Annotated in this window: 11 protein-coding genes; 7 read left to right on the top strand and 4 right to left on the bottom strand. The window is 67.6% G+C overall.

The genetic code is table 11. The features are described 5' to 3' along the window. The first annotated feature begins 21 nt into the window (after positions 1-21). The 5 genes from FRZ32_RS01155 to FRZ32_RS01135 all read left to right on the top strand — a co-directional run bounded on the left by FRZ32_RS01155 (position 22) and on the right by FRZ32_RS01135 (position 7,192). The gene (locus tag FRZ32_RS01155) at positions 22-3,015 is read left to right on the top strand and encodes a TonB-dependent receptor domain-containing protein (RefSeq protein WP_158635782.1); all 2,994 of its coding nucleotides are present in this window, start codon (positions 22-24) and stop codon (positions 3,013-3,015) included. 30 nt (positions 3,016-3,045) lie between these two features. Continuing rightward, the gene (locus FRZ32_RS01150) at positions 3,046-4,389 is read left to right on the top strand and encodes an MFS transporter (RefSeq protein ID WP_147041770.1); all 1,344 of its coding nucleotides are present in this window, start codon (positions 3,046-3,048) and stop codon (positions 4,387-4,389) included. Further along, positions 4,382-5,182 (top strand): 2-oxo-hept-4-ene-1,7-dioate hydratase, encoded by an 801-nt coding sequence (gene hpaH / locus FRZ32_RS01145; RefSeq protein WP_147041769.1) that lies wholly within the window; start codon positions 4,382-4,384, stop codon positions 5,180-5,182. The genes FRZ32_RS01150 and hpaH overlap by 8 nt, the downstream gene beginning before the upstream one ends. Continuing rightward, entirely contained in the window at positions 5,179-5,985 is an 807-nt protein-coding gene (locus tag FRZ32_RS01140) for an HpcH/HpaI aldolase family protein (RefSeq protein WP_147041768.1), read from the top strand. The genes hpaH and FRZ32_RS01140 overlap by 4 nt, the downstream gene beginning before the upstream one ends. A gap of 85 nt (positions 5,986-6,070) precedes the next feature. Then, complete coding sequence (locus tag FRZ32_RS01135) at positions 6,071-7,192, top strand: cupin domain-containing protein (RefSeq protein WP_147041767.1); 1,122 nt, start codon at positions 6,071-6,073, stop codon at positions 7,190-7,192. A 120-nt stretch (positions 7,193-7,312) separates the two neighbouring features. On the opposite strand, the gene FRZ32_RS01130 is transcribed toward FRZ32_RS01135, so the two are convergent. The 3 genes from FRZ32_RS01130 to FRZ32_RS01120 form a co-directional block, all read right to left on the bottom strand. Continuing rightward, positions 7,313-8,644: a glycoside hydrolase family 1 protein gene (locus tag FRZ32_RS01130; RefSeq protein WP_243445155.1), complete on the bottom strand. Its 1,332-nt coding sequence runs from the start codon at positions 8,642-8,644 to the stop codon at positions 7,313-7,315. Next, positions 8,641-9,534 (bottom strand): SDR family NAD(P)-dependent oxidoreductase, encoded by an 894-nt coding sequence (locus tag FRZ32_RS01125; protein ID WP_147041766.1) that lies wholly within the window; start codon positions 9,532-9,534, stop codon positions 8,641-8,643. The genes FRZ32_RS01130 and FRZ32_RS01125 overlap by 4 nt, the downstream gene beginning before the upstream one ends. Before the next feature lie 66 nt (positions 9,535-9,600). Further along, positions 9,601-10,239, bottom strand: a complete 639-nt coding sequence (locus FRZ32_RS01120; RefSeq protein ID WP_147041765.1) for a TetR/AcrR family transcriptional regulator — start codon at positions 10,237-10,239, stop codon at positions 9,601-9,603. Positions 10,240-10,435: 196 nt separating this feature from the next. Here FRZ32_RS01120 and FRZ32_RS01115 point away from each other — a divergent pair, with 196 nt between their 5' ends. Both FRZ32_RS01115 and FRZ32_RS01110 read left to right on the top strand, forming a co-directional pair. Further along, positions 10,436-11,770 carry a spinster family MFS transporter gene (locus FRZ32_RS01115; RefSeq protein WP_243445154.1) on the top strand — a complete coding sequence of 445 codons (1,335 nt, stop codon included), beginning with the start codon at positions 10,436-10,438 and terminating at the stop codon, positions 11,768-11,770. Then, the gene (locus FRZ32_RS01110; RefSeq protein ID WP_147041764.1) at positions 11,767-13,425 is read left to right on the top strand and encodes a carboxylesterase/lipase family protein; all 1,659 of its coding nucleotides are present in this window, start codon (positions 11,767-11,769) and stop codon (positions 13,423-13,425) included. Before FRZ32_RS01115 ends, FRZ32_RS01110 begins: the two co-directional genes overlap by 4 nt. Here FRZ32_RS01110 and FRZ32_RS01105 read toward each other — a convergent pair. Next, the gene (locus tag FRZ32_RS01105) at positions 13,422-15,011 is read right to left on the bottom strand and encodes a long-chain-fatty-acid--CoA ligase (RefSeq protein ID WP_147041763.1); all 1,590 of its coding nucleotides are present in this window, start codon (positions 15,009-15,011) and stop codon (positions 13,422-13,424) included. The two genes, FRZ32_RS01110 and FRZ32_RS01105, sit on opposite strands and share 4 nt — an antisense overlap. Positions 15,012-15,022: the final 11 nt, after the last annotated feature.

Here is a 15,022-nt window from a genome sequence, read left to right as displayed (position 1 = left end):
AAGAATCCAAGGAGAGGAAGAATGACGATCGCCAAGGGAGATATCCGGACCGGGTTCAGGGCCTGCGCATCCGTGCCCGCGCTTGCGCTCATGCTCGCCGCGACCGCCGCTCATGCGCAGGAGGCGCAGGCTCCGCAGGACGCGCCAGCCGCGCCGCCCGTGGAGGCGAACAGCGAGGATTCCGCCACGGCCATCGTCGTCACCGGCACCCGCATCCAGGCGAACGGCTATACCCAGCCGACCCCGGTCACCACCGTGTCGGGCGATCAGCTTACCCTGTCGTCGCCCGGATCGCTCAGCCAGAGCCTCGCGCCGCTGCCGGCGTTGCGCCTCTCGAGCAATCCGCAGGGCGGGCAGGTCTCGTCCGGCAACCAGGGCGCGATCTCGCAGCTCAACCTGCGCGGCCTCGGCGTCAACCGGACGCTCGTCCTGCTCGACGGGCATCGACTGACCCCGGCCAATACCGGCAGCGCGCCGGACATCAACATGCTGCCGCAAATGCTGATCCAGCGCGTCGACGTCGTCACCGGCGGCGCATCGGCGGCCTATGGATCGGACGCGGTGTCCGGCGTCGTGAACTTCATTCTCAACCGCAATTTCCGCGGCTTCCGGGTGGAAGGCAGCGCCGGTGTCTCCAGCCGAGGCGACGGGGCGAGCCAACGGCTCGGCGCGGCCTTCGGCGTCCACCTGCTCGACAATCGGCTGCACATCATCGGCAGCGCCGAATATTATAATCGCGGCGCGGTCTATCCCTCGCCCCAGCGCGGCTGGACGACCGGCCACTATCTCCCGCTCACCAATCCGGCGGTGAACGCGAACAACCCGGCGTCTCCGGACAACCCGACCTTCATCATCGCGCCCGACGCGACGGTGGCGAGCGGCACGCCCGGCGGCCTCATCACCTCCGGACCGCTCGCCAATACGCAGTTCATCAACGGACAGCCGGTGCCCTTCGTCGGCGGCAACCTGCGCACCGCCGGCTTCATGCAGGGCGGGGACGGCGTGTGGTCCGGCAATATCGCCGCGCTGTCGCTGCCGCTGCGCCGCAACGTCGAATTCCTTCAGGCGAGCTTCGACGTCACCGATCATGTCGAGCTGTTCGTGTCGGGGTCGCACGGCTATCAGGACGCGCCGTCGCTCACCCAGATCACCAGCCAGAACTTCACGATCTTTGCCGGCAATCCATTCATTCCGGCCGGATTGAACGTTGGCGGCCTCGCTTCCTTCCCGCTCAGCAAGTTCAACCTGGATGTCGGCGGATCGCAGATCGACGACACCGGCACGAACTGGGAGTTCACCGCCGGCGCGCGCGGCGACTTCATGGCCGGAAGCCATCGCTGGCGCTGGGACGTGACCTACCAGAACGGCCGTTCCACCTACCAGCGGCGGCTGCTCAACAACATCAACCAGGTCAACGTCTACAATGCGGCAGACTCGGTCACGGTGACGCCGCAGAATGTCGGCAGCTCCGGCTTCGCGATCGGATCGATCGTCTGCCGCACGTCGCTGACCAATCCGACCAACGGCTGCGTGCCGATCAACCCCTTCATCCCGCTGTCGCAGAATTCGCCCGAGGCGCTCGACTACATCTTCTTCGAGGCGTGGTTCAAGCAGGCCATCCGCCAGCAATCGGTCCAGGCCAACATCTCCGGCGATCTGGCCCAGGGCTGGGCGGGACCGATCTCGGTCGCGTTCGGCGCCGAATATCGCCGGATCAACACGACGGTGACGTCCGATCCGCTCTCTCAGACCCTGCCCGCGGATTATATCGCGCAGACCGCGGCCGGCATTCGCGGCCTGCCAAGCTCCGCCAACTCGCCCAATCGCGGGCTCGGCGCCTTCGGCAATTTCCAGCCACTCGACGGCGGCTACAACGTCAAGGAGGTGTTCGCCGAGCTCAACCTGCCGCTGCTCGATCATTCGGCGATCGGCTCGGCCGAGCTCAACGGCGCCTATCGCTATACCGACTACAGCACCAGCGGCGGCGTCAGCAGCTGGAAGGTCGGGCTGGTGTGGGATCCGGTCAACGAACTTCGCCTTCGCGCCACCCGCTCGCGCGACATCCGCGCGCCCAATATCGTCGAGCTCCTCTCCCCCAGCCGGCAGCAGGGGACGACGATCACCGATCCGTTCCTCGGCAACGCCGCCTTCGCGACGGCGCGCTTCGATCAGGGCAATCCGAACCTGACGCCGGAGCGGGCCGACACCTGGACCGCGGGCATCGTCTTCCGCCCGCGCGGATCCAGCGGCTTCAGCGCGTCGATCGATGCCTATGACATCAAGATCCACGATGCGATCGTGCTGCTTGTCGCGCAGGACGTGGTGAACAACTGCTTCAACGGCCTGCAGGATTATTGCAGCCTGATCACCCGCGCCAACAACTCGCCCACCGGGGTCATCACCGGCATCAACACGACCTATTTCAACGGGCAGGAAATCCACCAGCGCGGGATCGATTTCGAGGCGTCCTACCGGACGTCGCTGAGCGCGATCTCATCGGGCCTGAACGGCAATCTCACGCTTCGCGGCCTGCTCAACTATGTCGACAAATATTCGCTGTCGCAGGGCCCCGGCGTGCCTGCGATCGACAAGGCGGGCGAGGTCGGCGCGCCGGCCAGCGGCAGCAGCGGCATCTACGGCATCCCGCACTGGAGCGGCACGATCAGCGCGACCTATGCCAATCGCGGCTTCACCGCCTATCTCCAGGGGCGCTATGTCGGCGGCGGCAATTACGACAACACGTTCAACACCGGCCGATACAACGCGCCGGGCCAGCCGATCACCTATATCAACGACAATCACATCAGCGGCCGGTTCTACACCGATCTCACGCTCCGCCACGATTTCAGCGGGAGCCTGAGCGGGCTTCAGATCTTCGGCACGGTCGAAAATCTGTTCGACGTCGATCCGCCGATCGATCCGAGCCGCGCCTCGACGCTGCCGACGCAGACCAACGGCTATCTCTATGACACGATCGGACGCCGCTTTACGATGGGCGCCAGGATCAACTTCTAGCCCACGCGGCCAGGCAGACAGGAACCGGAAATGAGCTTGCGATCGGGCGCCATGGTCCAGGAGGCCGCAGAGGCCGGCTTCGAAGGCCAGACGCAGTGGCGCATGATCGTGGCGCTCACCATGATCTTCTCGATCAGCAGCATCGATCGAAATATCATCTCGCTGCTGGTCGAGCCGATCCGCCACGATCTCGGGCTCACCGACGTGCAGATGAGCCTCCTGCTCGGCTTCTCGTTCGTGTTCCTGTTCACCGTCTGCGCCTTCCCGGCGGGCTATCTTGCCGACCGGATGAGCCGGCGGTTGCTGATCGCGATCGCGTCGATCTTCTGGTCGATCATGGGCCTCGTGTGCGCGCTCGCGACCGGGTTCTGGCAGCTCTTTCTCGGCCGGCTCGGCCTCGGCGCGGGGGAGGCGGCGCTGCCGCCGTCCGCCTTCGCCCTGATGCGCGACGGCATCCGGCCCGAACACCGCGCCCGCGCCTTCGGCATCTACTATATGTCGCCGATCCTCGGGCGGGGCCTCGGCAATTGGGGCGGCGCGCTGATCCTGTCGCTCGCCGCCGCGGGGACCTTTGCGGGCGTGCCGCTGCTCGGCCGGCTGCATCCCTGGCAGATCGCGATCGCGACGCCGGCGCTCATCGGCATCCCGCTCGCGGCGCTGCTCTTCACCTTCCGCGAACCGAAGCGGCAGGAGCGCACGCCGCAGCGCGGCGCGGCGACCTTCGGCGAGCTTTTCCGCCATATCGGCGCCAACCGGCGAGTCTATCTGCTGATCTACGGCGCGATGTTCCTGGCCCAGATCGGCAATGGCTGGAACCAGTGGCTCCCGGCGGCGATCGGGCGGACCTGGCACCTGACGCCGGGGGAGATCGGCCGGGTGCTCGGGCCGATCGCGCTTGTCACCGGGCCGGTCGTGCTGTTCAGCCTCGGCTACATCATGGACCGGCTCGGCAAGAAATCGCCCGACGCGGTCATGCGCGTCGCCTTCATCGGCACCGCGCTCCATATCCTGCCGACCTTGTTCATCCTGCTCGCGCCGTCCATCCCGGTGATGTGGGGCAGCGTCTTCTTCTCGCTGCTGTTCGACGGTGGCGTGCTGATCGCGACCAGCGCCGCTTTGTCCTTCGTCACGCCGACCCGGCTGATGGGGAAGGCGACCGCCTTCTACGCGGTGGCGACCAACACCGGCTCGGCGATCGGCCCGACGATCTTCGCGCTCGTCGGGAAATATTTCTTCACCGGCCCGCTCGCGCTGCCCTCAGCCATGCTCGCCTGCTATCCGGTCATCATGATCGCGAGCATGGTCGCGCTGTGGTTCGGGGGACGCGAGCTGCTGCGCCGCGCGGCGGTGGAAGCCGAGGCCGCGAATGGATAGGGCGCTCGTCACCGAACTCGCCGGCCGTCTCCACGAGGCGGAGCGCACGCGCACCCAGATCGGCCATTTCTCGCGCGAGCATCCCGGCATGGCGATCGAGGATGCCTATGCGATCCAGCGGGAATGGATGGCGCTGAAGCTCGCCGAGGGGCGCGTGGCGAAAGGCCGCAAGATCGGCCTTACGTCGCGCGCCATGCAGCGCTCCTCGAACATCACCGAGCCCGATTACGGCCTCCTTCTCGACGACATGTTCTTCGCCGACGGCGGGGACATTCCGTTCACGCGCTTCATCGTCCCGCGCGTCGAGGTCGAGATCGCCTTCTTCCTCAAATCGGACCTCGAGGGCCCCGACTGCACGATCCGCGACGTCCTCAACGCGACCGATTTCATCCAGCCGGCGATCGAGATCATCGATGCGCGCATCCGCCAGGTCGATCCGGAGACGGGCCGCACCCGCACCGTCATGGACACCATCTCGGACAATGCCGCCAACGCGGGCATCGTGCTCGGCGGGCGGCCGACGCGGCCCGATCAGACGGACCTGCGCTGGATCTCGGCTCTGCTGTCGCGCAACGGGGTGATCGAGGAATCGGGGGTGGCCGCCGCGGTCCTCAACCACCCCGCCAACGGGCCCGCCTGGCTCGCCAACAAGCTGTTCGCGCATGGCGAGAAGCTGTCGGCTGGCGAGGTGATCCTGGGCGGCTCCTTCACCGCGCCGGTGCCCGCCGGAGAGGGCGACGTGTTCAGTGCGGATTATGGCCCGCTCGGCACGATCGCGTTCCGGTTCGCATGAGCGCGCTCCGCCCCAATCGCATCGCCGAGGCCCTGCGCGCGGGCCGTCCGCAGATCGGGCTGTGGCAGGCGCTGACGAGCCCGGCCGCGGCCGAAATCTGCGCCGGCTGTGGGTTTGACTGGCTGTTGTTCGACGGCGAACATGCGCCGAACACGCTGCAGACCCTGCTCGCGCAGCTCCAGGCGGTCGCCGCCTCCGGCATCGAGTCGGTCGCCCGACCGCCGAGTCAGGACCGCGCGGTCATCGCGCAATATCTCGATCTCGGCGTGCGTACCCTTTTGGTGCCGATGGTGGAAAGCGCGGCCCAGGCCCGGGCGATCGTCGCGGCGACCCGCTACCCGCCCGTGGGAACGCGCGGCGTCGCCAGCAGCACCAGCCGCGCTTCGGGCTTCGGGACGGCGCCCGATTATCTCGCGCGCGCCCATGAACAGATCTGCGTCATTCTCCAGATCGAGAGCCGTCCCGGGCTCGACGCGATCGAGGAGATTGCCGCGGTCGAGGGCGTCGATGCGCTGTTCATCGGGCCGAGCGACCTTGCCGCCTCGCTCGGCCATCTCGGCGATCCGCGCCATGGTGAGGTGCAGGCGGCGATCGCCGACGCGCTTCGCCGGATCGCCGCCTGCGGCAAGCCCGCCGGAATTTTCGCGCTCGATCCCGAGGATGCGCGAGCGCGGCTGGGGCAGGGCGTGCTTTTCGTGTCGGTCGGGACCGATATCGGCCTGCTGCGCGCGGGCGCGACGCGGCTGCTCGCGCAGGTCCGTCCCGACGCTGGCGACCGGCGAACCGACGCCGTGCCGACTTGACGAGCGCCGGAACAAAAACAATCATGTGTGATTGAATGTTGGTGTCCGCACAAGAAGGCGGCACAGGAGTCGAAAGGCAGGACAGGTGACCGAACTCACGCCCCAATTTCTCGATCGCAGCGGCGCACAACCGTCGGGCCCGGAAATCTGGCCCGCGCTCGTCGTTCCGCGCGCCTCGATCGAGCGCGAGATCGAGCGGCTGGCCGATCTCGATCGCCCGGACAACGGCCGTCGCGCCAGCGCGGTCGTCCATCCCTATGCGAAGGCGCCGGGGCTCGGCCTTGCGCCGGGAACCGATGTCACGATCAACGTGCTGAAGCCCGGTGAGGAGAGCGCGCCGATCCGCCGCAACTCCAACCAGCTCGAAATGTGCGTTCGCGGGACCGGCGTGGTCGAAGTGAGCGGCGAGCAGATCCGGCTCGAAAAGTGGGATGTGTGCAACATCCCGTCCATGCAGGTCTATCGCCACCGCAACACCGGCGACGACCTGTTCGTGTGCTTCACCTATTCGAACGCGCCGGTGCTCGAAAAGCTCGGCGTTCATTATGTCGAGGAGGATCCCGACCCCTCCATCATCCGCCGTCCCCGCCCGACCGAGCCGTGGAAGCCACAGGAATCCGCGTTCGAGGTCGATCTGGAAACCGGCGGCGCGAAGATGCGCAGCTACGAATATCTGGTCGATATCGATGTCGTCGAATCGAAGGCGCTGCACTGGCCCTGGGCAAAGGTGCGCGAGAACCTGCCGTTTGCGCCGCGCACCAACAATCGCGGGATCATGCTGCTCTACAATCCGGCGACGGAGCGCCGCAACGGCACCACGCACAGCTTCTTCGCTACCATGTCCGGCGGCACCCGCAGCAACCGGCCGCCCGAGGTCAAGCGGGGCCATCGTCACAGCTCCTCGTCGATCAATTATTATTTCCTGGGCAATGGCGGGAAGAGCGTCGTCGACGGGCAGACCTACGAATGGGGCGTCGGCGATCTCATGCTGTCGGCGCCCGGCTGGTCGGAACATGCCCATTATATGGGTTCGCCGGACGGCTCCCCCGTCGACCAGGGGACGCTGACCGTCCAGGATCACCCGATGCACATCGCGATCGAATCGCTGATCTGGCAGGAGGAGATGGACGGCCGCATCCATGCGCTCGGATCGGAAGCCGGGGTAAAGAACTATATCGGTCCGCGCCGGAAGATCGTGCAGCCCTGAGGGAGCGGCGTCGCGATAAAGAGAGGAGACGCTGATGCTCCTCGCCGTCTATGCTGGGGTTCCCGCCGCCAATACCGGCTTTGCCGAGGCGGCCGAGGAAATCGCGAAGCGCGCCGAGGCCTAGATCCGGTTTGCCCGCGCAAGGGCGCCGAAATGGAGCGCGCTCGGCTTCAGCGTGCGCCGAAACGTGCTGCGGTCGACGGCGACGAGGCCGAAATGGACCCCATATCCCGACGTCCACTCGAAATTGTCGAGCAGCGACCAGTAGAGATAGGAGTGGACCGGAATCCCCTCGTCCAGGCATTGCCGCACGCCGTCGAGCGCGCGATCGATATAGGCGATGCGCCGCCGGTCGTTGTCGGTCGCAATGCCGCTTTCGGTGACGTAGATCGGCTTGCCGATCGTCGCATGGGCCCAGCGGATCGTCGCCGCGAGCGCCTCCGGATAGAATTCATAGCCGCTCGCGGTGAGTTCGGCCCCGGGCGGCGGCGGGACGATGCCGTTCGCATCGACCCGGAAGCGCGTATAGGTCTGGACGCCGAAGAAATCGGCATGGCTGCGCGCGACGCCGGGCCAGCTACCGTACAGGCGGTCGCGGAAGCGGGCGACCGGCGCATCGGGCGTCGCGGCCTGGATGTCCTGCGTGGTGAGCGTGAGGCCGACCGGCAGGTCGGGCCGCGCCGCCTTGATCGCCCGATAGCCTTGCCGGTGCGCCTCCTGCATGATCGGGGTCACGATCTCCGGATCGGCATAAGCGAGGCGCGAGAAGCGGGGCGATCCGGTCGCTCGCGCCGCCGCCTCATTGGCCGCGCGAACCCCGGCGCGCGCCTCGTCGGAGGGGGCGAGGAGGCGGACGAGCAGCTGGATGTTCGCCTCGTTGAAGGTGGTCGCGAGGTGCATCGGCCCGCCCAGATGCTCGGCCGCGCGGCGGCAGTAGCGGGCGAAGAGAGCGGGTGAATCCTCGACCTCGAAGCCGCCGCGCGCGGCGAACCAGAGCGGGGTCGTGAAATGGTTGAACGTGACGACGGGCGCGAGGCCGTGGGCCCGGCACGTCTCCAGCACCCGCGCATAATGATCGAGCTCGGCGTTCGAGAACTGGCCCTCGCTCGGCTCGATCCGCGACCATTCGATGCCGAGCCGGTAGCAGTTGAGGCCAAGCCTCGCGGCGATTTCGATGTCCTCGGCATAGCGATGATAGCTGTCGCAGGCATCGCCCGATCGTTCGCGGAACAGCGTCGGACGGATATTCTCGGCGAGCCAGGCGTCGCTGTTGGTGTTGTTGCCCTCGCTCTGATGAGCCGAGATGGCGGTGCCCCAAAGGAAGCCCGGCGGCGCGGGGCGGCGTCCGCGCGAACCGGTGGAAGGGGAGGCGAGGGCGCTCGCACCGATCGCAGCGCCGGCGCCGGCAAGCAGCGCCCGTCGCGAGATCGGGCCCGCGCCCCCTCGTGTCACCGCGCCGCCGCCATCACCGGCGCGTCCATTCCGGCACTCGCGAGTTCGCGCTCCGCCTGCATGAAGCCGTAAGGGGGGACGATCTCGCCGCTCCGGTCGGAGATCTGGGCCCAGTGCCACATCACCTGCTCGCCGGCATCGTCGCGCGCGCCGACGAAGCGCCCTTCGGTCAGGGTGACGTTCGCCGCCGCGAAATGGCCGGCGCCCGCGGCGAGGATCGCGCGCGTCGGCGCCTCATCGCTGGTGAGCAGCAGCAGGCCGGGGCTGACGAGCGCCGGATCGAGTGCGGCGAGGCTGGCGTCGGAAAGCACGCCCTCGGTCATGCCGGTCGCCGCCGTCGGCGCGAGGCAGTTCACCCTGATCCCGTATTTCTCGCCCTCGATCGCAAGCGTCTGCATCAAGCCGACGAGCGCCATCTTGGCGGCGCCGTAATTGGCCTGACCGAAATTGCCGTAGAGGCCGGAGGAGGAGGTGGTCATGACGATGCGGCCATAGGCCTGCCGACGCATGATCTCCCACACCGCCTTGGTGCAGATCGCAGCGCCCATCAGGTGGACATCGACGATCAGCCTGAAATCGTCCATCGTCATCTTCGCGAAGCTCCGATCGCGAAGAATGCCCGCATTGTTGACGAGGATGTCGATGCGGCCCCAGCGCGCCATCGCCGCATCGACCATCGCCGCCACCGCGGCTTCGTCGGTCACCGAGGCCGCGGCCGCGATCGCCTCGCCACCGGCCACGCGAATCTCCGCGGCGACCCGTTCGGCCGGTTCGGCGGCCAGATCGTTGACGACGACCCGCGCTCCCTGGCGGGCAAGATAGAGGGCGTGGCAACGGCCAAGGCCGCTCCCGGCGCCGGTGACGATCGCGACGCGATCCTGGAGAGTCATTCATCGCTCCTTGCCTGTTTGAGGCAGGCATAACGTGCGAGATATTAACTCACAAGATAGCGAAGGTTATCGGCCGCGTTTCCCGGCGCGTTCCCGGCATACGGCGATGAAGCCGGCGGCCATGAAGGTCGCCATGCGTTCCTTGACCGCGCTGAAATCCTCGGACCGGCACAAGCCGCCCGACAGCTTGTCGATGCGTCCGGTGCGGGCGAGCGTCAGCATCAGCGCGCCGGTGACAAAATGATAGCCCCAGAAAATGTCTTCATCGGCGCATTCGGGGAGCGCCTTGCGAAGCAGATCGATGAGCCGCAGGACGACGGGGTCGAAATTGGTGTCCATCAGCTCCGCGCCCCATTCCGGCGCGTTCGCGACCTGCGCGCCGAGCTGCGCGTAATTCTTCCAGCCCTCGCCGCCCTCGATATAGAGATCGAGATCCGTGTCCAGAAAGGCGCGCAGCGCGCCTTCGACCGTCGGCCGGCCCGCAGTGGCCGCGTCATAATCGTCGAGGGCCTTCATGCGCCGTTCGCTCGTCACGACGGCCCGGCGCGCGAACACGGCGTCGAACAAGGTCTTCTTGTCCGAGAAATAATAGTTGAGAAGGGTATGATGAACGCCGACCTGCTTGGCCACGTCCTTCAGCGTGACTCCGTACAGGCCGTGTTGTGCGAACAGGCCTTCGGCGGCGTCGAGGATCTTCTCGATCATCTCTGCCCGCTGCTCGGCCTTTTTCGATGGTCGGCGGGGGCGGGTGGTCGCGGTCACACAATGGCTTTTGAACGTCGGGCCCCTAACGTCAACCCACTTCCGGGCCGCAAATAATATTCACGCACGTGATAGTGTATGTTGACGCGCTCCCGGCTTCGGCCCATTGTCAGGAGAAAAGATATGGGAGAGCAATGAGGTGAGCGCGACGACCGGCGCCCCCGAATCGGGGAGCGCAGCCGCCGAAGGGATCGCCGCGCAGGCTGCGAAGCCCGCCCGGCAGTGGCTCGTATTGTGGATGCTGTGCGGCATCTATGTGCTCAACTTCCTCGACCGGCAGCTGCTGTCGATCCTTGCCAAGCCGATCCAGGACGAACTGCACATCACCGATGGGCAGCTGGGGCGGATCGGCGGGCTCTATTTCGCCTTGTTCTACTGTTTCATCGCGATCCCGATCGGCTGGCTCGCCGACAAGACCAACCGGGTGACGATCCTTTCGATCGCCTGCGCGATCTGGAGCGCGGCCACGGCCGCCTGCGGGCTTGCCGCCAATTACGGCCAGCTCGTCGCCGCGCGCATGGCGGTGGGCTTCGGCGAGGCGGGCGGGGTTCCGCCCTCCTATGCGATCATCACCGACACCTTCCCGCCGGGGCGGCGCGGCATCGCCTTCGGCATCTACAATCTGGGTCCGCCGCTTGGCGCCGCGGCCGGGATCGCGTTCGGCGCGTCGATCGCGGCGGCCTTCGACTGGCGCGACGCCTTTCTCGTCATCGGGGGCGTCGGAATCGTGGCCGCGATCGCAGTGAAGCTGATCGTTCGCGAACCGCCGCGCGGCGCGTTCGACCGCGCGTCCGGCGAAGCGGCCCCGGGCGCGGGTTTCTGGGAAACGGCCGGCATGTTCTTCTCGCGCCTGCCGCTGATGCTGATGGCGCTCGGATCGGGCGCCACCCAGTTCATCACCTACGGGCTTGGAAATTTCACCGTCCTCTTCCTGATGCGCGAAAAGGGGATGGGCCTCGATCAGGTCGCGATCTGGTATGCCCTCACGGTTCTTGTCGGGATGGGCGGCGGGATGATCGTCTCGGGCCGGCTGATCGACCGGATGACGTCGCGGCGGCGCAGCGCCTATGCCTCGATCCCGGCGGTATCTCTGATCGCCGCCTTGCCGCTCTATCTCGGCTTCCTGCTGGCGCCGTCCTGGCCGGTCGCGCTGGTCTGCCTGACCGGTGCGATGGCGCTCAACTATTTCTATCTCTCCTCCGCCGTCGCCTTCGTCCAGGAGGAGGTGCGGCCGGACCAGCGCGTCATGTCGGGTGCGCTGCTGCTCCTCATCATGAACTTCATCGGTCTTGGCCTCGGCCCGACCTATGTCGGCGCGGCGAGCGACTGGTTCGCGGGGCAGGGGGTCGACCACGCGCTTCAGGTCGCGTTGCTGACGCTGACGCCTTTCTACCTTATCGCCGCCGTCCTTTTCTTCTGGCTGGCGCGGATCCTTGGCCGGGGCCGCGCCGAATCGCACGGAGCCACGCCATGATTCGTCGACTGATTGCCGTTGGAAGCGCCGCCGGGATGCTTGCGGGGGCGCCGGCGCCGGCCGCCGCGCAGCAGCCGCCCGTCGTCGATGCGCCGGCCGGCACCCTCGCCGGCGAGGCCCAGGGCGATCTGCGCGTCTTCCGCGGCATCCCCTACGCGCTCCCGCCCGTCGGAGAGCGGCGCTGGCGGCCGCCCGCGCCGATGCCGCGCTGGCAGGGGACGCGGGCGGCGACCGCGTTCGGCCCCGCCTGCATCCAGCCGCCGCAGGGCTCGCTCCACACCATCTATTCGGTCGACACGCCACTGCCGCAGAGCGAGGATTGCCTGACGCTCAACATCTGGACGCCCGCCCATGCGGAGCATGCGCCGGTGATCGTGTGGATCCATGGCGGCGCGCTGTGGACCGGTTCGAGCCGCGAGACGATGTATGACGGCGCCCGGCTCGCCGAGCGCGGCGTCATCGTGGTGTCGATCAACTACCGGCTCGGCGTGCTGGGCTATCTCGCCCATCCAGGGCTCAGCCGGGAATCGCCGGATCATGTTTCGGGCAATTATGGCCTGCTCGATCAGATCGCGGCGCTGCGCTGGGTCAGGGACAATATCGGCGCGTTCGGCGGCGACGCTTCGAACGTCACCATCGCCGGCGAATCGGCGGGCGCGCTCAGCGTGCTCTACCTGATGGTCGCGCCGGATGCGCGCGGGCTGTTCAGCAAGGCGATCTCAGAAAGCGGCTACATGATTTCGATGCCGGCGCTGAAGCGCGGCGTCCATGGCTGGCCGGCGGCGGAGGAAGCCGGCGCGCTGCTCGGCGCGGCGGTCCAGGCGCCGGATATCGCGGCGCTCAGGCGGATGGACGCGGCGACGCTCAACGCCGCCGCCAGCGCCGCCCATTTCGCGCCGTTCGCCGCGGTCGACGGTCATGTCCTTCCCGAGCAGATGGTCGATGCCTTCAATGCGGGGCGCCAGGCGAACGTGCCCGTCCTCATCGGTTTCAACGCCGGCGAAATCCGCTCGCTACGCGTCCTCGCGCCCGCCCAGCCGCCGGCAAGCGCGGCCGATTATGAGGCGCAGATCCGCCGGACCTACGGCGATCTGGCCGATGCGTTCCTGCGGCTCTATCCGTCGAGCGACATGATGGAATCGATCCTCGCGACGACCCGCGACCAGCTTTACGGCTGGACATCGGAGAAGGTCGCGCGGGCGCAGACGGCGTTGGGCGTGCCCTCCTATCTCTACCTGTTCGATCACGCCTATCCGGCGGCCGACCAGGCTGGCCTCCACGCCTTCCACGCGAGCGAGCTTCCCTTCGTCTTCGGCACGTTCGACGGCACGCCGCCTTATTGGCCGAACCCGCCGCGCACCGCCGGCGAGACCGCGCTTTCCGATGCGATGATCGGCTATTGGACCAGCTTCGCGCGCGATGGCCGCCCGCGCGCCGCCAACGCGCCCGATTGGGCGCCCTATGGCACCGAGCGCGCCTACATGCACTTCACCGACACGCCGCACCTTTCGGCGAACCTCATGCCCGGCATGTACGAGCTGAACGAGGAAGTGGTGTGCCGCCGCAACGCGGCCGGAGGGATCGGCTGGAACTGGAATGTCGGCCTCTGGTCCCCCCGCAACCCGCCGGCGACGGAGGCGTGCCGCCAGCGTTAGCGGGCGAGCGGCTCGCCGTTCAGCCGGCCTTCGGCGAAGTCCTCGCGCAGGCGGTTCTTGTCGATTTTCCCGGACGCGGCGAGCGGCATGGCCGCCACCCGCGCCATCCGGTCCGGAATCCACCAATCCGCGACCTCGCCGCGCAGCGCGTGGACGAGCCGGTCGCGATCGATCTGCTTGCCCTGTCGCGGCTCGACGACCAGGATCGGGCGTTCGCCCCATTTGGGATCGGGCGAGGCGATGACGGCGACCTGGCCGACCGCCGGATCGCGCCCGACGATTGCCTCGATCTCGACCGGGTTGATCCATTCGCCGCCCGACTTGATGAGGTCCTTCGCGCGGCCGCGGATGGACAGGTTCCCCTCGGCGTCGATGGTCGCGAGATCGCCGGTCTCGAACCAGCCGTCGGCATCGAGCGCATCCGATGTCTCGCCGAAATAGCGATCGACCACGCTCGGCCCGCGCACGTAGAGCCGACCGACGACGCCGCGCTGCTCGGGCAGGATGACGCCGTCCTCGTCGGTCAGCTTGAGATCGAGCCCCATCGGCACCTGGCCGGCATCGTCGCCGGGCCGCTGCGTGCCGACCGGCGGCGCGATCGTGCCCACGGGCGACAATTCGGTCATGCCCCAACTGGTCTGGACATGCGCGCCGAGCCGCGATTCCATCCGCCTGATCTGCGCCTCGGGGCAGGGTGATCCGCCGATCAGGACGCGCTCGAGGTCGGGCAGCGTCTCGCCGGTCACGTCGAGATGGTCGACCAGGCCCAGCCACACGGTCTGGACGCCGATGCCCACCGTGACGCGCTCTTCGCGCATCAGCCGCGCCAGGCTCGCCCCGTCGAGGTGACGGCCGGGCAGGACGAGCCTTGCGCCCGCCGCCGGTGCCGCGAAGGGGATGCCCCAGCCATTGGCGTGGAACATCGGCACGGCGGGGAGCACCGTGTCGCGCGCCGTCAGCGCGATCGCGTCCGCCTGAAGCGCGCGCAGCGTGTGCAGGTAGTTTGAGCGGTGGGTATAGACGACGCCCTTGGGCCGCCCGGTCGTCCCCGACGTATAGCACAGGCCCGCTGGCGTCTCCTCCTCGAAGCCGCCCCAATCGACCGGTGCGCCGCGCTCGGCCAGCAGGCTTTCATACTCCAGCGCGCCCGGCAGGTCCGCGTCGGTGCCGCCGTCGAGCAGGATGATGTGATCGAGCGTCGGGCAGAGCGGCGCCAGCTGCGCGGCCAGCGGCGCGAGATCGGCCGAAACCGCGAGGACTCGATCCTCGGCCTCGCCGATGATGGCGGCGAGATGCGCGACCGTCAGCCGCGGATTGAGCGTGTGGCAGACCAGCCCCATGCCCATCGTTGCGTAATAGAGCTCGAAATGGTGCTGGGTGTTCCAGGCGAGGGTGCCGACCCTTTGCCCGAACGCCAGCCCGAGCGAGCGAAGCGCCCCCGACAGGCGCACGGCGCGCTCGCGCAGCGCCGCATAACCGATGCGCGTGGTGCCGCCCCCGGCGGTCGCCTGCACCACCTCGCGATCGCCATGCCATTTTGCGGCATGATCGAGGAACTTGTCGATCGTCAGGGCATAGGCTTGCATGAACTTGTCGG

Origin of the sequence: Sphingosinicella ginsenosidimutans (assembly GCF_007995055.1) — a bacterium.
Taxonomy (GTDB): Bacteria; Pseudomonadota; Alphaproteobacteria; order Sphingomonadales; family Sphingomonadaceae; genus Allosphingosinicella; species Allosphingosinicella ginsenosidimutans.
This window is presented reverse-complemented; position numbering and strand designations above follow the sequence as displayed.